This window comes from Variovorax sp. GW821-FHT06D12 (genome assembly GCF_059419205.1).
Window position 1 is genome coordinate 596,308 of sequence record NZ_JBWKRI010000001.1, and the last position, 17,733, is coordinate 614,040.

The following is a 17,733-nucleotide window of genomic DNA, read 5'->3' on the forward strand; positions in this document are numbered from 1 at the left end:
CCCCATGAGCATCGCCACCGACATCGACTTCGCACGCATCAACACCGAACTCGGCCGCAACGCCGAGGGCCTGGTGGACTGGGCCGTCGGCCTGGGCCAGCCCGCGATCATCACCACCAACTTCCGCCCCTTCGAGGCCGTGATCCTGCACATGGTCACGCGCGCCAAGCGGGACGTGCCGGTGGTCTGGATGGACAACGGCTACAACACCGAGGCCACCTACCGTTTTGCCGACGAGGTGACGAAGCTCCTGGGCCTGGACTTGCACATCTACCTGCCGCGCCGCTCGCGCGCGCACCGCGAAGCGGTCGAAGGCGCCACGCCGGCGCTGGACGATCCGCGCCACGCGGCCTTCACCGAAGAAGTGAAGCTGGAACCCTTTGCCCGCGCACTGCGCGAGACCGCGCCCAAGGTCTGGTTCACCGCGCTGCGGGCCACCGACACGGCCGTGCGCGCGCAGATGGACCCGGTCAGCGTGAACCCGGACGGCCTGATCAAGGTCGCGCCGCTGCTGCACTGGTCGTCCAAGGACCTGTACGAATACTGCGAAGCCAACGGCCTGCCCAACAACTTCGACTACGTGGACCCGACCAAGGGCGAGGACAACCGCGAATGCGGCTTGCACCTGTCGCACTGAACGATCGCTCTCCGCCTCCAGGACCCATCCGATGAACGCCCGTACCGAAGCCGACCTGCTGCAGCCGCCCATGCATTCACCCGCGAACCTGTCCAACACGCACCTCGACGCGCTGGAAGAAGAAACCATTTTCATCCTGCGCGAAGTGGCCGCCGCCTTCGAGCGCCCCACCCTGCTGTTCTCGGGCGGCAAGGACTCGCTGGTGCTGCTCAAGTGCGCTGAAAAAGCCTTCGGCGTCGGCCGCATTCCCTACCCGCTGCTGATGATCGATACCGGCCACAACTTCCCCGAAGTGACGGCCTACCGCGACCAGCGCGCGAAAGAACTGGGCGCCGAACTCATCGTGCGCAGCGTCGAAGACTCGATGAAGCGCGGCACCGTGCGCCTGGCGCACCCCGGCGAGTCGCGCAACGCGCACCAGTCGGTGACGCTGCTCGAAGCGATCGAAGAATTCCGCTTCGACGCGCTGATCGGCGGCGCCCGCCGCGACGAGGAAAAGGCCCGCGCCAAGGAGCGCATCTTTTCGCACCGCGACAGCTTCGGCCAGTGGCAGCCCAAGGACCAGCGCCCCGAGCTGTGGACACTGTTCAATACGCGCCTGGCTCCCGGCGAGCACTTCCGCGTGTTCCCGATCTCCAACTGGACCGAGCTCGACGTGTGGCAATACATCGAGCGCGAGAACGTCGGCCTGCCGTCGATCTACTACACGCACAAGCGTGAAGTGGTCGAGCGCCGCGGCCTGCTGGTGCCCGTGACCGAACTCACGCCGCCGCGCGACGGCGAGACCGTGCAGGTGCGCGACGTGCGCTTTCGCACCGTGGGCGACATCACGACCACCTGCCCGGTCGAGAGCCTGGCCGCGGGTGCGGGCGACGTGGTGCTGGAGACGCTGTCGGTCGACGTCAGCGAGCGCGGCGCCACGCGCATGGACGACATGACCTCCGAAGCTTCGATGGAAAAACGCAAGAAAGACGGTTACTTCTGATGAGCGCAACGATCGCAACCCCCGCCACGACCGACGTCCACGGCGACACCGGCACCGCCCTGCGCTTCATCACCTGCGGCTCGGTCGATGACGGCAAGAGCACGCTCATCGGCCGCCTGCTGGTCGACAGCAAGACCGTGCTGCAAGACCAGCTGGCCGGCGTGCAGCGCGGCGGCGAGACCGACCTGGCCCTGCTGACCGACGGCCTCTCGGCCGAGCGCGAGCAAGGCATCACGATCGACGTGGCCTACCGCTACTTCTCGACCGCCAAGCGCAAGTTCATCATCGGCGACGCGCCGGGCCACGAGCAGTACACGCGCAACATGGTCACGGCCGTCTCGGCGGCTGACGCGGCCGTGGTGCTGGTCGATGCCACCAAGCTGGCCTGGGCCGCCGAGGTCGAAGACGGCACCGTGGTCAAGCGCGAGCTGCTGCCGCAGACGCGCCGCCACACGCTGCTGGCTCACCTGCTGCGCGTGCAGTCGATCGTGTTCGCGGTCAACAAGCTCGACGCCATCGACGACGCCGCCCTCGCCTTCGAGCGCATCTCGACCGCGCTGAACGCCTTTGCCGAAGCGGCCGGCGTGAAGGTCGCAGCCATCGTGCCGATCTCGGCCCTCAAGGGCTGGAACGTGGCCACGCGCCATGCCGACTGGGTCGGCTACGAAGGCCCGAGCCTGCTCGAGCTGCTCGAAGACCTGCCCGTGACCGCGCAGGACGAAGCCGTGCCCTTCGCCTTCCCGGTGCAGTGGGTCGAGAAGTTCTCGGCCTCGGCCGACACCTCGCAAGGCCGCCGCGTGTTCTGGGGCCGCGTCGCCTCGGGCCATGTGGAGCCCGGCCAGCGCGTCACGGTGCTGCCCAGCAACCAGACCGCCACCGTGGCACAGGTGCTGAGCCACACGCGCCAGCCGAAGACCGTGCATGCGGGCCACAGCGCCGGCATCGTGCTCGACCGCGAACTCGACGTGTCGCGCGGCGACTGGCTACTGGCGCCCGAGGCCTTCGAGCCCGTGCGCGAGATCACCGCCACCGTGGCCTGGCTCGACGACGAGCCGCTGGTCGCGGGCCGCGTGTACTGGGCGCTGCAGGGCCACCGCTGGGTCAAGGCCAAGGTGGCGCGCATCGTCGATCGCGTGAACATCACCACCCTCGAATCCGAGCCGGCAACCCAGCTCGAGGCCAATTCCATCGGCGACGTGGTGCTCGCGTTGCAGCAGCCGCTGGCCGTCCTGCCCTTCGCCCAATCGCGTGCGCTGGGGTCGCTGGTGCTGGTCGATACGGCCTCCCATCGCACCTCCGCTGCCGTGCTCGTGCAGACGCCCGCCGCAAAGGCCTAAAATCTAGGGTTTTCCAGCCCCTTCTCCTGACGCTAAAAGACAAATGACCCACGTCGTCTCCGAAGCCTGCATCCGTTGCAAATACACCGACTGCGTGGACGTTTGCCCCGTCGACTGTTTCCGCGAAGGTCCCAACATGCTGGTGATCGACCCGGATGAATGCATCGACTGCGCCGTCTGCATCCCCGAATGCCCGGTCAATGCGATCTACGCCGAGGAAGACCTGCCGGCCGACCAGATCGCCTTCATCAAGCTGAACGCCGAGCTGGCCCTGGCCGACGGCTGGAAGAGCATCACCAAGCGCAAGCCCGCCCTGCCCGAAGCTGAAGAGTGGAAGGACAAGACGGGCAAGATCTCGGAGCTCGTGCGCTGAGCCAGGCGCCCGCACCGATCGAGACCGACGCGCTGATCATCGGCGCCGGTCCGGTCGGCCTGTTCCAGGCCTTCCAACTGGGCCTGCTCGAGATTTCCTGTCACATCGTCGATGCGCTGCCCGCCGCGGGCGGCCAGTGCGTGGCGTTGTACGGCCACAAGCCGATCTACGACATTCCCGGCACCCCGGTCACCAGCGGGCGCGATCTGGCGCAGTCGCTGCTGCAGCAGGTGGCGCCGTTCAAGCCGCAATTCCACTTCGGCGAGCAGGTTTCTACCCTGGCCCGCCAGGCCGACGACCGCCTGCTGCTGACCACCTCGGCCGGCACCGCCTTCCTCGCGAAGACGGTGTTCATCGCGGCCGGCGTCGGCGCCTTCGTGCCCAAGCGCATCGCCGTCGACGGGATCGCTCAGTTCGAAGGCTCGACGCTGTTCTATCACCCCGATTCGCTCGACCGCTTCGCCGGCCAGACGGTCGTGGTCAACGGCGGCGACGACATCGCCCTCGAAACGGCCATCGCCCTCACGGCCCTGGCCAGGCAGGTGACGCTGGTCCACCGCCGCGACGGCTTCCAGGCCGACGAAGCGAACGTGGCCGCCATGCGCGCCCTCGTGGCCGACGGCAAGCTGGCCTTCCGGGTCGGCCAGCCGAGCGCCTTCGACGGCCAACAGCTGCAGATCACCACGCCCGACGCCACCACGGTCGACCTGCCGCTCGACGCGCTGGTCGCCTGCCTGGGCATTTCGCCGCGCCTGGGCCCCATCGCCGACTGGGGCCTCGAGCTGGAACGCAAGCAGGTGCCGGTCGACACCGAGAAGTACGAAACCCGCGAGCCCGGCGTGTTCGCGGTGGGCGACATCAACACCTACCCGGGCAAGAAGAAGCTCATCGTCTGCGGCTTCCACGAGGCCACGCTGGCGGCCTGGGGCGCTGCCGCGCGGGTGTTCCCCGGCAAGGCGATCCCGCTGCAGTACACGACCACCAGCACGCGCCTGCACGAGCTGCTGGGCGTGACGGGCACTACCCCGCGCTGAGCAGTAACGGCCGGTAGGCCTCGATGAAGCTGCCCACGGCGGCGACGTAGCGGTCGATATCCTGCGCCGACAACGGCAGCGAGAGCACGATGAATCCACGCGGCGAGGTGTAGATCCCCTGGTCCAGCAGGTGGAAGAACAGCAGCTGCCGCAAGCGCCCGTCCACCGCCGCCAGGTCGGCCACGCGCCGCACCTCGCCCCGCAGGAAATGCGCATTCATGAGCGAACCCACGCCGGTGAACTGCATCGCGACACCCTCGCGTTCGCACAGCACGTTGAGCCGTGACCGCATCGCCTCGCCGCGCTCGGCCAGCGCACCCGCCGCCTCGGGCGTGAACAGCTGCGTGAGGCCCGCATAGCCGGCCGCCATCGTCATCACGTTGTTGTTGAAGGTGCCCGAGTGCGCGAGCGCCCCGGTGCGCGGGTCGAACTGCGCCATCACGTCAGAGCGCCCGCCGAAGGCGCCAAACGACATGCCGCCGCCGATGTACTTGCCCAGCGTCGTGAGGTCGGATCGAATGCCCAGCCCGTTCGCCAGCCCGTGCGGCCCGAGCCGCGAAGTCATCACCTCGTCGAAGATCAACAGAGCACCGACCCGCGTGGCCCCGTCGCGCAGCGCCTGCAGGAAATCGCGCCCGCCCGGAATGCAGCCGCTCGCGCCCTGCATCGGCTCGACCAGGATGGCAGCGATGTCCGCGCCGTGCGCATCGATCTGCGCGCGCGCCGTGTCCGCGTCGTTGTAGGGCAGCACGAGGAAATCGAAGGGCACGGTGGTCGGCGATGGCTGGTCGCCGAAGCCGAGCACGCCGCCGTGGTAACCGCCCGAGAACACGACGATCTTGCGCCGCCCCGTGAAGCGCAGCGCGGCCGTGAGCGCCATCAGGTTCGCCTCGGTGCCCGAGTTGGTGAAGCGCAGTTGCTCGACCTGCGGAAAGCGCTCGCAGATCGTCTGCGCGAGCCGACCTTCGAGCAGGTTGTGGCCCGTGAGGTTGATGCCGCCCTGCATCGCCTCGATGACCGCCTCGCGGATCTCCGGGGCCGAGTGACCGTAGACGCCGGCCGTGTACTCGGCGATGAAGTCGGTGTAGCGGTGGCCGTCCGCGTCCCAGAGCGACGCACCCTCGCCCCTGGCGATGGTGAGCGGGAACGGCGCGTAGAACAGCACCGAACGGCTGTTGGCGCCGGGCATGTAACGCGTCTGCGCCTCGAAGCGGCGCAGGCTTTCGGGGTTGCCGTCGGTGAAGCGTTGATGGGCCTGGGCCAGGGCCTGATCGATGGCGGTCGTCATGGGAAACATCCTTTGGGAATGGAACGTGCCGGGAGCGCCCGGCCCAGTTAATTGATCAATGCTCAATTAATAATATTTATACAATCAATTCACCCGCTGCACAATGGCCGCATCCATGAAGAAAAAAGCCCCCGAGCCTCGCCCCCGGACGGCCGGCCGCCCTGCCGGCGGTGCGGCGCTGTCGAAGCAGCGCATCGCCGAAGCCGCGCTAGCGCACATCGACGCCTTCGGCCTCGGCGCCTTCAGCATGCGAGAGATCGCGGCGCAGCTCGGCGTGTACCCGGCCACGGTGCACTGGCATGTCAGCACGCGCGAGGCCCTGCTCGCCGAAGTCGCCGCCACGGTCATGGCGCAGGTCACGCCGCCCAAGGGCACGCTCGCCTGGCAGGACTGGATCGCCGAGTTGTTCCACCGCTGCCGCGCCGCGGTGCGGCAGCACCCGAACGTGGCGCAGCTGCTCGGGGCGCAACTGGTGTCCAACGGCAGCCTGCCGACCGAACTCGTCGAAGGCGTGCTGGCGGCGCTGACCGAGGCCGGCTTCGACGGCGAGCCGCTGCGCGAGGCCTACAACTGCGTGATCGCCGCGATGCTGGGCTTTTTGACGATGGAGTTCTCGCCCCTGCCCGCCGACAACACGCAGGCCTGGGCCGAAGAGCTGCGCGAGCGCGTCCACACGATCCGCCCGCTCGACCATCCCGTGCTTTCGCGCCACCTGCCGCAGCTGGCCAACAAGGCCTTCATCCTGCGCTGGGACAACGGCACCACCGTGCCGCTCGACAGCAGTTTCGAGCGGCACATCCAGATCACGATCGACGGGTTGGAGGCTTTCGCGCGCAGGGTGGCTCAGGCCGGATCGAGCAGCTCGTAGAGCACCATCCGCGTCTGCCGCCCGCGCAGTTCCACCTGCTCCTCGATGCGCCGCGTGGCCAGGCGCCCGCCCAGGCCTTCGAAGGTCGCCTCGGACATCAGCGTGCGCGTGCTCAGCTGCTTGTTGGTGCCCTCGATGCGGCTGGCCGCGTTGATCACGTCGCCCAGCGCCGTGTACGACAGCCGGTCGCTCGAGCCGAGCACCCCGGCGATCACGACGCCGGTGTGCATGCCGATGCGCGTGCGAAAGGGCTGCAGGCCCTCGGCCTGCCAGCGGCGGTTGAGCTCGGTCATCTCGGCGTGCAGTTCGAGCGAGGCCGCGCAGGCGCGGTACTCCGCGTCGGGCAGGTCGGTGGGCGCGCCCCACAGCACCATGATGCCGTCGCCCATGAACTTGTCGATCACGCCGCCGTGACGCGCGAACACGCGGGTGGCGAGGTTGAAGTAGTCGGTCAGCTGCCGCATCAGCACGTCGGCCGGCATCGATTCCGCGATGGCCGTGAATCCTTCCACGTCGGTGAACATCGCGGTGATGCGACGCGGCGACCCGTTGGGTTCGAGGGCATGCCCTTCGGCGATGAGCTGGCGGATCACGTCCACCGGCACGAACTTGCGAAAGGCCTGCAGGCTGCGCGCGGATTCGTCCAGCGCCTGGTTCAGGTGCTGGATCTCGAGCACGCGGCTCGACTCGCGCGGCAGGTCGTCGAGCTCGAGCCGCCCGATGCGCCGCGCCGTGCGCGAGAGGCTTTCGATGGGCGCGGTCACCAGCTTCGACAGGCGCAGCGAAATGAAGAGCGCGATCGCCAGGAACGCCAGCACCAGCAGCAGCGACCACAGCACATTGCGATGCAGCGCGCCCAGCAGTGCCTCTTCGGGCTCCCAACTCACAAGATGCCAGTCGGTGGCCGGAATGCGCGAGGTCTGCACCTGGTAGTGGGTGCCCTCGTGCACGAGGGCAAAGGCCATGTCCTCGGTCCAGCCGCGGCTGCCGTTGGCCAGCATGTGGGTGTGCAGCGCACCGAGCACGCCCTCGTCCGGGTCTTCGAGCACGCGCACGGAATGCGGGTGGTCGCTGCGCGCGATCACGTGGTGGTCGGCACTCAACAGCGCGCTGTGGCCGTGGCCCGTGCCGCCGAACAGGCGCACGAGGTTGGAGAGATGCCCCAGCGACACGCTGGCGACCGCCACGATCCTCTGCGTGACGCCCTCCTCGTCATGCCGCCGGCTCGGCCGCGCGTGGCTCACGCCCAGTTCCTTCATCGAGGGCAGCACGAAGGGCGCGGTCCACACGGCGCGCTGCGCCTTCTCGGCCTGCGTGAACCAGTCCTGGTGCACCGGGTCGTCCTCGCTGCGAAAGGCTTCGATGCGCGTCGTCTCGTAGCGCCGCCGCGGGTCTTCGTCGCCGTCGCTGTCGGGCGGCGACTTGTACTCCCAGGTCTCGGTGCTGAAGTCTTTCTCGCGCAGCACCTGCCGCACCACCGACACGGGGTGGCGCATGGCCATCAAGAAATGGCCGTCGTCGCTGCCCACGCCGATGCTGTCGATTTCGGGTGTCTGTTCCAGCACGGCCCAGAGCAGCTCGGCGGTCTGCTCGCCGTCGTGGCCCGCCGGATGCAGGTCGGGCGTGTGGGCGATGGCGCGCACCAGGCCCTCGGTCTTGGCCAGGAAGGCGAGGATGTTGTCTTCAACCCGGTCATGGTTGACCTTGTGCGCCGACTCGCCCACTTTCGACACCAGCTTCTCCGCCCCCCAGTAGCCGAAGGCCACCAGCAGCAGCGACTGCAGCAGCGCGACCGCGCAGATGATGGTGCCGACGTCGACCCGGAAGCGCCGCAGCCGCGCGTGGGGTGCGGGCGATGAGGCCGGTGGTTCCGGGTGCTTGCGGTCGTCTGTCATGTGCGGGGAGCCTCCAGGGCATTCGAAGGCGCCCTCGTGGCGGAGATTCTCACCCGGCCCGTGGGCCCGCGGACCGGCGCATCACGGGTCGGCCGACATCTGGACGATGACCGGCCCGCTTGCCGCTACGCCACAGTCTTTGAGAAGTCAGGGGCCCGCTTCTCGGCGAACGCCGTGAAGGCTTCGCGTGCTTCGGGACTCTGGAGGCGCTCCACGAACTGCGCGCCTTCGAGGTCCATCTGGGCTGCAACGGCCGCGCCCTGCTTCATCAGGCCCTTCGTCAGCTTCAACGAGCCCGCGGCACGGCTGGCGAGCAGCTCGGCAACCTTCTGCGCCTCGCCGTGCAGGTCCGACACAGGAACGACCCGGTTCGCGATGCCCCAGGCCAAGGCCTGCGCAGCGGACACCGGCAGGCCCAGCGCAAACATCTCGTAGGCACGAACGTGGCCGATGCGGGCAGGCAGCAGCAGGCTCGACGCCGCTTCGGGAACCAGCGCCAGGTTGACGAACGGCGTGGACAGCAGCGCATCCTCAGCCAGCACGACGAAGTCGCAGTGCAACAGCAAGGTGGTCCCCACGCCGACTGCGCGTCCGTTGACCGCCGCAATCACCGGTCGCGTTGAACTCGCCAACGCACGCAGGAAGCGGGCGACATGGCGCTCTTCGTTGCCGGCCTTCCCGGCAGCCACGGCAGCAAATTCGCCCAGGTCGTTGCCCGAGGTGAACATGCCACCTTCGCCTCGCATCACGATGGCCCGGACGGACGGGTCGCTCTCGGCGCCTGCGATGGCATCGGCCAGACGGCCATACATCGCATTGGTCAGTGCGTTCATCTTCTCCGGCCTGGCCAGCGTGAGGGTCAGGACACCCTGGGTGGATTCGACGGTCACGTGTTCGGTCATAGGTTCTCCTGGTTGCCCTCTCGCACCGCGCGAGAGGGATGGCATTTAATTCGCATACGAAGTATATGCTTCGCGTGCGAAATAAATACGGATAAGATGTAACCTGCCGCGCCTTCGCCCAGGCCACAGGAATCCGATGAAAGCTCAAAAAAAATACAGGCTGGTGTTTCTTCTGAACGTCGCCCAGCGGGCGGTGCAGCGCTGGAAAGAAACCCGCGGCGACGCCCTGCCCGCGCTGTCGGCAGCCCAGGCCGGCACGATGTTTTTCCTGTCGACCAACGATGGCGCCCTGACGGGAGAAGTCGCGCAGGCACTGAACATCGGTGCACCGGCCATGTCCGGCCTTGCCGCCCGGCTCGAAAAGGCCGGCTACCTGACCCGCGCGCAAGACCCGAACGACGGGCGCGCATTCCGCCTGTACCAGACCGAGGAAGGACGGCTTGCCGGACAGCGTGCAAAGGCCGGGCTCGGCGCGTTGAACGCACGGCTGACCCAGGGTTTCAGCGACGAAGAGATGGCAATCGTCGGCCGGTGGCTCGAATCGGTGGTCGAGAATTTTTCCGCCGAGGGCGCGGGAAAGCACGAGGAATAGGCCCTCGGCCCCGGCACGCCATCGGTGCGGCGGGTGCAAGGCCCGCTGTGGCCGGATTCTTCCGTGCGCAGGAACTTTTCGGTGCGTCTGCGACACACGCGCCTAAAATGACATTTCGCTAGGGGTGCTGCACCGGTTTCGACCGGTGTGGCTGAGAAAGTCCCTTTGAACCTGACTGAGGTAATCCTCGCGCAGGGAAGCTGGTCCGGTGGCCTGTCGCGTTGTCTCGCGCGACGGCCGCGCCACTGGAGCCTCGCCCACCTGCCAAACCTTTTGCACTGGAGCAAAACGGATGGCACACGACCACGACAACGACAGTTCCGCTTCCGGCAACGAAGCGCTCACGCCCCTGCCTGCCTCCCGGCGCGTCTTCGGCTGGCACGACCACGCCTCGCTGTGGTTCAGCCTCGGCGTCGGGCTGCTGGTGATGCAGATCGGCGCCTACCTGGTGCCGGCCGTGGGCACGCGCGACGCGGCGCTGGCGATCGTGCTGGGTTCGCTGCTCGGCGCCGGGCTGCTGGCCTGGACCGCGCGGCTGGGCTGCGAAACCGGGCTGGCCAGCGCCGGCCTGATGCACGCCACCTACGGCAGCGCCTTCGCGCGGCTGCCGGTGCTGCTCAACATCGTGCAGCTGGTGGGCTGGACCACCTTCGAGCTCGTGATCATGCGCGAGGGCACGCAGGCCATCGGGCAGCAAGCCTTCGGCGCCGCGCTGGGCACGGCCTGGGGCGGCGTGCTGACGACGCTGCTGTGGGGTGCGGTGCTGCTGGCGCTGCTGGCCGGGTCGATGGTGAAGCTGGTGCGCCGCTTCGTGAGCCGCTTCGGCCTGCCGCTGGTGGTGCTGTCGCTGCTGTGGCTCAGCTGGCAGTTCGCCACGCAGCTTCACGCCAAGGGCCTGGACGCCTTCTGGGCCCGGCCGGGCAACGGCAGCATGGGCATGTTCAGCGCGCTCGACCTCGTGATTGCGATGCCGGTGTCGTGGCTGCCGCTGGTGGCCGACTACGCGCGCCACGGCAAGCGCAGTGCCGCCGGTGGTCTGGGCAGCGCGTTCAGCGGCACCTGGATCGGCTACGCGCTGGCCAACATCTGGTGCTACGCGCTGGGCGTGATGGTGGTGAGCGTGGCCGAGCCGGGCACCAGCCTCGTCATGGCGCTGCTGCTGGCGCAGGGCGGGCTGGTGGCGCTGGGGCTGATCCTCATCGACGAACTCGACAACGCCTATGGCGACGTGTACTCGGGCTCGGTGTCTACGCACAGCCTGCTGCCGCGCTGGAGCGTGAAGCGCTGGGGCCTGCTGCTGGCGGTGCTGTGCATCGGCCTCGCGCTGGTGCTGCCGATGCACACGCTCGAACCCTTCCTGCTGCTGCTGAGCTCGGTGTTCGTGCCGCTGTACGGCGTGATCCTCGGACGGCTGGGCAGCGGAAGTGCCGTGTCGGCGAACGGCACGCGCACCATCGACTGGGGCGCGGCGCTGATCTGGCTCGCGGGCATCGCGGCCTACCACGCGCTCGCCAAGTGGGCGCCGCAGTTCGGCTCGGCGCTGCCGACGCTGGCGGCGACTTTCGTTCTGGCGTGGCTCAGCCGGCCGACAGCGGCAAGCGGTGGGTCGGCACTGGCGCAAAGCCGTGGTTGAGCGGACCGTGGCCCGCGCCGACCAGCACATCCGCACCGGCGCTCATCGCGCCGAGGATGTACGCGCGTGCGCGCTCGACCGCCTCGGGCAGCGCCAAGCCCAATGCCAGGTGCGCGGCGATGGCCGACGAGAGCGTGCAGCCGGTGCCGTGCAGGTTGCGGCTGGCGATGCGTTGCGACGCGAGCCGCTTGCGCGCGCCGCTGCGCTCCAGCAGCACGTCGACCACCTCGTCGCCCGGCAGGTGGCCGCCCTTGAGCAGCACGGCCTTGGCACCGAGCGCGAGCAGTTCGTCGGCCGCGCCGTCGAGCGCGTCGATGCCGCCGATGGCATGGCCGACCAGCAAGGCGGCTTCGTCGAGGTTGGGCGTGACCACCACGGCGCGCGGGAACAGCTCGCGCACCAGCACCTGCACCGTCTCGGCCGCGATCAGGCGGTCGCCGCTGGTGGCGATCATCACGGGGTCGAGCACCACGTTCTTCAGCTGGTAGCGGTCGATGGCCCAGGCCACCACCTCGACCACCTCGGGCGCGTGCAGCATGCCGAGCTTGACGGCGTCGACGCCGATGTCTTCCACCACGGCCTGGATCTGCGCCTTCAGGAAGTCGGGCGGCACGCCATGGATGCCCGAGACGCCCACCGTGTTCTGCGCGGTGAGCGCGGTGATGGCTGTCATGCCGTAGCAGCCGAGCGCCGCGAAGGTCTTGAGGTCGGCCTGGATGCCGGCGCCGCCGCCGCTGTCGGAGCCGGCGATGGAGAGCACGCGTGCGTAGCGCTGGGTGGGGGCTTGGGTCATGTCGAAAATTATCGGCGAGCCGACGGAGGTGCCGCATGAGCGCACCACATCCCCTGCCTTTCGGCTCGGCGGCGATCCTCGGCGCGGGCCTGATGGGTCGCCTGATGGCAGTCACGCTCGCGCAAGCTGGCTGCAAGATTGACCTGTACGAGGCCGGCAGCCCCGAGGCCGAAGGCGCGGCCGCGCGCGTGGCTGCGGCCATGCTCGCGCCGCTGGCCGAATCGGCCGTGGCGCCGGTGTCGGTCGTGCGCATGGGCCAGCACGCGCTGTCGCGCTGGCCCGAGCTGCTGGCGCCGCTGGCGCAACCCGTGTTCTTCCAGCGCGAAGGCACGCTGGTGCTGTGGCACCGGCAGGACGCCGCCGAGGCCACGCGGCTCGCGGGCGTGCTGGCGCGCACGGGTGCGCAGGTGCCCGAGCTGGCGCCGATGCAGGCACTCGACACGCCCGCCGCCATCGCCGCGCTCGAGCCCTCGCTGGGCACGCGCTTCGCGCGCGGCCTGTACCTGCCGGGCGAAGGCCAGCTCGACAACCGCGCGCTGCTGGCGTCGCTGCGCGCCACGCTCGAAGCCGATGCGCGCGTGACGCTGCACTGGCAGTCGCCGCGCGCCCCCTCCGACTTTTCGCCCGGCACGGCGGGCCAGCCCGACTGGGTGATCGACTGCCGAGGCCTCGGCGCCAAGCCGCAATGGAACGCGCTGCGCGGCGTGCGCGGCGAGGTGATCCGCGTGCATGCGCCCGAGGTCACGCTGCAGCGCCCCACGCGCCTCGTGCATCCGCGCTACCCGCTGTACATCGCGCCCAAGCCAGATCACCTGTTCGTGATCGGCGCGACCGAGATCGAGTCGGACGACCTGTCGCCCGCCAGCGTGCGTTCCACGCTCGAGCTGCTGAGCGCGGCTTACGCGGTGCACAGCGGTTTTGCCGAAGCGCGCATCGTCGAGATCGCGACGCAGTGCCGGCCCACGCTGCCCGACAACCTTCCCGCCATTCGCCAGCCCCAGCCGCGCGTGCTGCAGATCAACGGCCTGTACCGCCACGGTTTCATGATCGCGCCCGCCCTGCTCGACGCGGCGATGGAACTGCTGGCGCAAGGCAGCTCCACGATCGCACGCGGCTTCGGCATGGACCTGCCCGACGCATGACGAGAACAACGACAAGCCCGATGAACATCCTGATCAACGACAAGCCCTGCACGCTGCCCGAGGGCGCGCTGCTCGCCGACGCGCTGGCCGTGCTGCAGGCGGTACCGCCTTTCGCGGTGGCGGTGAACCGCGAGTTCGTGCCGCGCTCGGCCTACGCCACGCACCCGCTGCACGCCGACGACCGCGTCGAGGTGATCCGCCCGGTGACCGGCGGCTGAACGAACGCACCAGAGACAAGACGATGGAGACGACAACCATGACCAATCCCGATCCCCTGGTCCTCTACGGCCAGACCTTCCACAGCCGCCTGCTGCTGGGCACCGCGCGCTACCCCTCGCCCGACGTGCTCGAGGCTGCTGTGCAGCGCGCCCAACCCGCGATGCTGACCGCCTCGCTGCGCCGCCAGACCGCCAGCCAGGGCTCCGGCAACAGCGACCTCGGCAACGGCTTCTGGGAGCTGCTGCGCAAGCTGGCCGTGCCGGTGCTGCCCAACACCGCCGGCTGCCACAGCGTGCAGGAAGTGATCGCCACCGCGCAGATGGCGCGCGAGCTGTTCGACACGCCGTGGATCAAGCTCGAGCTCATCGGCGACGACTACACGCTGCAGCCCGACACGCTGAACCTCGTCGATGCGGCGTCGCAGCTGATTCGCGACGGCTTCCACGTGCTGCCGTACTGCACCGAAGACCTGGTGCTGTGCCAGCGCCTCGTCGATGTCGGCTGCCAGGCCGTGATGCCCTGGGCCGCGCCCATCGGCACCGGGCGCGGGCCGGTCAACCCGTATGCGCTGCGCCTGCTGCGCGAGCGGCTGCAGGTGCCGATGCTGGTCGACGCGGGCCTCGGCCTGCCCTCGCATGCGTGCCAGGTGATGGAGTGGGGCTACGACGGCGTGCTGCTCAACACCGCCGTCGCGCTCGCACAGGAGCCGGTCGCCATGGCCGGCGCGTTCGCCGACGCGGTGCAGGCCGGCCGCGCCGCCTACCGCGCCGGTGCGATGGCCGCGCAGGACGCCGCACAGCCCAGCACGCCCGTGCTCGGCACGCCCTTCTGGCACCACGCACCATGAACCCCATCGACACCCCCAACGCCCGCGCCGTGGCGCAAGCCATCGTCGCGGCCCACGGCCTGCGCTTCGGCGCCGCCACGTCCGCGCCCGTGAGCGGCGCGCCGCGCTTTACCTCGGACGACGCCATCTACCGCGGCGCGAAGCAGGCCTGCACCGCACTCGGCTTCATCGAGATCGATGCCGAATGCCTCGCTCATGCGTGGCGTGCGCAGACCGAACGGCTCAGCCAGTTCGACGCCTCGGCATGGCCCGATGCGCCGGTCGACTTCGGCATGGGCCCGTTTCCGCCGACCGCGCGTGCCGACGCCTTTCCGCCCTGCCCCGAACGGCTCGGCCTCTACGCCGTGCTGCCCGATGCGGCATGGGTCGGCCGCATGGCGCGCGCCGGCGTGCCGACGGTGCAGCTGCGCTTCAAGTCGGACGACGCCGTTGCCATCGCGCGCGAAGTGCAGGCCGCCGTCGACGCGGTGCGCGGCACCGATGCGCTGCTGTTCATCAACGACCACTGGCAGGTCGCCATCGCGGCCGGCGCCTACGGCATCCACCTCGGACAGGAAGACCTCGACGCGCTGTCGCCCGATGAATTGCAGCAGTTGCGCGCCTCGGGCCTGCGGCTCGGTGTGAGCACCCATGGCTATGCCGAGATGGTGCGCGCCGACGCGGTGAGCCCGAGCTACATCGCGATGGGCGCCATCTATCCGACCACGCTCAAGAAGATGGCGACCGCGCCGCAGGGCGTGGCGCGGCTCGCGGCCTACGCGCGGCTGCTGCGCGGCTACCCGCAGGTGGGCATCGGCGGCGTCGATGCCGTGCGGTTGCCCGAGGTGCTCGCCACCGGCGTCGGCTCGGTCGCCGTGGTGCGCGCGCTGGTGGCCGCCGACGACCCCGAGGCCACGGCCGCGCAATGGATGACGGCAATGCTCGCCGCCCCGGTTTCCCCTGAACGCACAGAATGAACGCTCGACTTTTCTCGCACTCCCCGCTTTCGCGCGCGCTTGCCGCAGCCCTTCTCACTTTCGGTGCCTGCGGCGCGCATGCGCAATCGACATCGCAGGCACTGCCCGAAGTCACCGTGAACGACGGCGCCGCCGCGCCGCAGGCCGACATCAGCGGTTTCGGCGACGTGCCGCTGCGCGAGCTGCCGCTGTCGGCCACCGTGATCGACAGCCAGCAGCTGCGCAGCAGCGGCGCACGCCGCCTCGCTGACCTGACGCAGTTCGACGCCTCGGTCACCGACGCCTACAACTCCGCCGGCTATTGGGACTACCTCACGGTGCGCGGCTTCGTGCTCGACAACCGCTTCAACTACCGTCGCGAAGGCCTGCCGATCAGCGCCGAGACGGCGATCCCGCTGGACAACAAGGAGCGCATCGAGATCCTGCGCGGCACCAGCGGCATCCAGGCCGGCACCAGCGCGCCGGGCGGGCTCGTCAACTACGTGGTCAAGCGCCCGACCGAGCAGGACCTGCGCACCATCCGCCTCGAAACCACGAGCCGTGGCAGCGTGCTCAGCGCGCTCGACGTCGGCGGCCGCTTCGGCGAGAACCGCCAGTTCGGCTACCGGCTCAACGTGGCCGGCGAAAAGCTCAAACCGCTCACGCACAACCTCGACGGCAGCCGCCGCCTCTTCTCACTCGCGGCCGACTGGCGCATCACGCGCGACTCGGTGCTCGAGTTCGAGGTGGAGCAAAGCCACAAGCAGCAGCCGAGCCAGAACGGCTACAGCCTGCTGGGCAACACGCTGCCCCGGCCGGTCGATCCGCGCATCAACCTCAACAACCAGCCGTGGTCGCAGCCCTCGGTGTTCAAGGCGCTGACCGGCACGGTGCGCTTCAGCCAGGCACTGAATGCCGACTGGCGCTGGAGCGCGCAGATCGGCCAGCAGCGCCTGAAGACCGACGACCGGCTGGCCTACGCCTTCGGTTGCGGCGCCGAAGGCAACTACGACCGCTACTGCTCCGACGGCACCTTCGACGTGTACGACTTCCGCAGCGAGAACGAGCGCCGCACGCAGACCGCGGGCAGCCTCAACCTCAAGGGCAACGTGATGACGGGCAGCGTGCGCCACGAGCTGGGCTTCGGCCTGCTGCAAAGCCGCGTGCGCAACCGCTTCCAGGACCAGGCCTACAACTACGTCGGCACCGGCAACATCTGGGCCACCGCGATGACGCCGGCCGACCCGCGCCTGACCGACGCCAACACCAACCGCAACGAGCGCTCGACCGAGCTGTCGGTGCAGGACGCGATCCGCTGGAACGACCGCTTCACGACCTGGATCGGCGCGCGGCACACGCGGCTGTCGCGCGACAGCATCCGCACCGACGGCTCGCGCCCCACCGGCTACAGCGACAGCATCACCACGCCGTGGATCGCGGCCAGCTACACGATCCAGCCCGGGCTGCTCGCCTATGCGAGCTGGGGCAAGGGCGTCGAATCGCAGGTCGTGCCGAACAAGAGCTCGCAGTACGCGAACGCGGGCGAAGCGCTGCCCGCGCTGCAATCGCGCCAATGGGAGCTCGGCCTGAAGGGCGGCGACGCGGCGTTCAACTGGCAACTCGCGTGGTTCGACATCTCGCGCCCGATGACCAACCTCGACCTGTGCGGCGCGTCCTGCACGGTGCGCAACGACGGCCGCGCGGTGCATCGCGGCCTCGAGGCCGGCGCGCAATGGACCGGCGGCCCGTGGCGCCTGGGCGGCAGCCTCGCGCTCATCGACGCCAAGCGACGCGGCAGCACGACCGCGCCCGAACTCAACGGACAGGCGCCCACCAACGTGCCCAAGCAGGTGCTGCGCGCGCAGGCCGCGTACCGCTTCGCGTCGGTGCCGGGCCTCGAACTCGCGGGACAGCTATCGTACGAAGGCCGCCGCAACGTGCTGCCCGACGGCTCGATCCGGCTGCCGTCGTGGACGCGCCTGGATGCAGTGCTGCGCTACGACACCAAGCTGGCCGGCATGGCCACGAGCTGGACGCTGGCCGTCGACAACCTGTTCGATCGCCGCTACTGGAAGGAATCGCCCTACCAGTTCAGCCACGTCTACCTGTTCCCGGGCGCGCCGCGCACGCTGCGTCTGGGTGTGAGCATCGCGATGTGACGACATGAGTGGGGCGCTTCGTCTTCGTCATCGCGGCGTCGTTGCCACGAATTCGTTGCGCCGGCGCCGCGTTGTTTTGGAAGCCCCAAAAATC

17 protein-coding genes and 1 riboswitch are annotated in these 17,733 nt (G+C 69.1%); of the genes, 13 read left to right on the forward strand and 4 right to left on the reverse strand.

The features are described from left to right. Window positions 1-4 precede the first annotated feature (4 nt). The 5 genes from AC07SQ_RS02820 to AC07SQ_RS02840 are packed head-to-tail and all read left to right on the forward strand — an operon-like array spanning window position 5 to window position 4,366. The gene (locus AC07SQ_RS02820) at window positions 5-637 is read left to right on the forward strand and encodes a phosphoadenosine phosphosulfate reductase domain-containing protein (protein ID WP_139706772.1); all 633 of its coding nucleotides are present in this window, start codon (window positions 5-7) and stop codon (window positions 635-637) included. Window positions 638-668: 31 nt separating this feature from the next. Further along, the gene (gene cysD / locus AC07SQ_RS02825) at window positions 669-1,622 is read left to right on the forward strand and encodes a sulfate adenylyltransferase subunit CysD (protein ID WP_062472495.1); all 954 of its coding nucleotides are present in this window, start codon (window positions 669-671) and stop codon (window positions 1,620-1,622) included. Further along, complete coding sequence (locus tag AC07SQ_RS02830) at window positions 1,622-2,959, forward strand: sulfate adenylyltransferase subunit 1 (protein WP_159271641.1); 1,338 nt, start codon at window positions 1,622-1,624, stop codon at window positions 2,957-2,959. The genes cysD and AC07SQ_RS02830 overlap by 1 nt, the downstream gene beginning before the upstream one ends. A gap of 43 nt (window positions 2,960-3,002) precedes the next feature. Continuing rightward, the gene (gene fdxA, locus AC07SQ_RS02835; protein ID WP_062472491.1) at window positions 3,003-3,332 is read left to right on the forward strand and encodes a ferredoxin FdxA; all 330 of its coding nucleotides are present in this window, start codon (window positions 3,003-3,005) and stop codon (window positions 3,330-3,332) included. Then, the gene (locus AC07SQ_RS02840; RefSeq protein ID WP_495270781.1) at window positions 3,290-4,366 is read left to right on the forward strand and encodes an NAD(P)/FAD-dependent oxidoreductase; all 1,077 of its coding nucleotides are present in this window, start codon (window positions 3,290-3,292) and stop codon (window positions 4,364-4,366) included. Before fdxA ends, AC07SQ_RS02840 begins: the two co-directional genes overlap by 43 nt. On the opposite strand, the gene AC07SQ_RS02845 is transcribed toward AC07SQ_RS02840, so the two are convergent. Further along, on the reverse strand, window positions 4,353-5,654 hold the full coding sequence (locus tag AC07SQ_RS02845; RefSeq protein WP_495270780.1) for an aspartate aminotransferase family protein: 1,302 nt from the start codon (window positions 5,652-5,654) through the stop codon (window positions 4,353-4,355). The two genes, AC07SQ_RS02840 and AC07SQ_RS02845, sit on opposite strands and share 14 nt — an antisense overlap. A 115-nt stretch (window positions 5,655-5,769) precedes the next feature. On the opposite strand from AC07SQ_RS02845, the gene AC07SQ_RS02850 reads away from it, so the two are divergent. Next, the gene (locus AC07SQ_RS02850; protein ID WP_495270779.1) at window positions 5,770-6,522 is read left to right on the forward strand and encodes a TetR/AcrR family transcriptional regulator; all 753 of its coding nucleotides are present in this window, start codon (window positions 5,770-5,772) and stop codon (window positions 6,520-6,522) included. Here the strand turns inward: AC07SQ_RS02850 and AC07SQ_RS02855 are convergent. Together AC07SQ_RS02855 and AC07SQ_RS02860 are read right to left on the reverse strand one after the other, a co-directional pair. Next, complete coding sequence (locus AC07SQ_RS02855; RefSeq protein WP_495276199.1) at window positions 6,498-7,523, reverse strand: adenylate/guanylate cyclase domain-containing protein; 1,026 nt, start codon at window positions 7,521-7,523, stop codon at window positions 6,498-6,500. The two genes, AC07SQ_RS02850 and AC07SQ_RS02855, sit on opposite strands and share 25 nt — an antisense overlap. A gap of 1,019 nt (window positions 7,524-8,542) precedes the next feature. Continuing rightward, entirely contained in the window at window positions 8,543-9,319 is a 777-nt protein-coding gene (locus tag AC07SQ_RS02860) for an enoyl-CoA hydratase (protein WP_495270778.1), read from the reverse strand. A 136-nt stretch (window positions 9,320-9,455) separates the two neighbouring features. On the opposite strand from AC07SQ_RS02860, the gene AC07SQ_RS02865 reads away from it, so the two are divergent. Both AC07SQ_RS02865 and AC07SQ_RS02870 read left to right on the forward strand, forming a co-directional pair. Continuing rightward, window positions 9,456-9,911, forward strand: coding sequence for a MarR family winged helix-turn-helix transcriptional regulator (locus AC07SQ_RS02865; protein ID WP_062472473.1), 456 nt, complete (start codon window positions 9,456-9,458; stop codon window positions 9,909-9,911). Window positions 9,912-10,021: 110 nt separating this feature from the next. Continuing rightward, window positions 10,022-10,126: riboswitch (TPP riboswitch) on the forward strand. A gap of 77 nt (window positions 10,127-10,203) precedes the next feature. Next, on the forward strand, window positions 10,204-11,544 hold the full coding sequence (locus tag AC07SQ_RS02870; RefSeq protein ID WP_493192166.1) for a purine-cytosine permease family protein: 1,341 nt from the start codon (window positions 10,204-10,206) through the stop codon (window positions 11,542-11,544). Here the strand turns inward: AC07SQ_RS02870 and thiD are convergent. After that, window positions 11,489-12,337: a bifunctional hydroxymethylpyrimidine kinase/phosphomethylpyrimidine kinase gene (gene thiD, locus AC07SQ_RS02875; protein ID WP_159271631.1), complete on the reverse strand. Its 849-nt coding sequence runs from the start codon at window positions 12,335-12,337 to the stop codon at window positions 11,489-11,491. The genes AC07SQ_RS02870 and thiD overlap by 56 nt on opposite strands. A 35-nt stretch (window positions 12,338-12,372) precedes the next feature. Here thiD and AC07SQ_RS02880 point away from each other — a divergent pair, with 35 nt between their 5' ends. From AC07SQ_RS02880 to AC07SQ_RS02900, 5 genes are read left to right on the forward strand one after another with little or no spacing between them, the layout of a single operon-like run. Further along, window positions 12,373-13,479: an FAD-dependent oxidoreductase gene (locus AC07SQ_RS02880; protein WP_495270777.1), complete on the forward strand. Its 1,107-nt coding sequence runs from the start codon at window positions 12,373-12,375 to the stop codon at window positions 13,477-13,479. 20 nt (window positions 13,480-13,499) lie between these two features. Beyond that, the gene (gene thiS / locus AC07SQ_RS02885) at window positions 13,500-13,697 is read left to right on the forward strand and encodes a sulfur carrier protein ThiS (protein WP_062472460.1); all 198 of its coding nucleotides are present in this window, start codon (window positions 13,500-13,502) and stop codon (window positions 13,695-13,697) included. Window positions 13,698-13,735: 38 nt separating this feature from the next. Further along, window positions 13,736-14,545, forward strand: a complete 810-nt coding sequence (locus AC07SQ_RS02890; RefSeq protein WP_307693511.1) for a thiazole synthase — start codon at window positions 13,736-13,738, stop codon at window positions 14,543-14,545. Then, entirely contained in the window at window positions 14,542-15,501 is a 960-nt protein-coding gene (gene thiE / locus AC07SQ_RS02895) for a thiamine phosphate synthase (protein ID WP_495270776.1), read from the forward strand. Before AC07SQ_RS02890 ends, thiE begins: the two co-directional genes overlap by 4 nt. Continuing rightward, entirely contained in the window at window positions 15,498-17,639 is a 2,142-nt protein-coding gene (locus tag AC07SQ_RS02900) for a TonB-dependent siderophore receptor (protein ID WP_495270775.1), read from the forward strand. The genes thiE and AC07SQ_RS02900 overlap by 4 nt, the downstream gene beginning before the upstream one ends. Window positions 17,640-17,733: the final 94 nt, after the last annotated feature.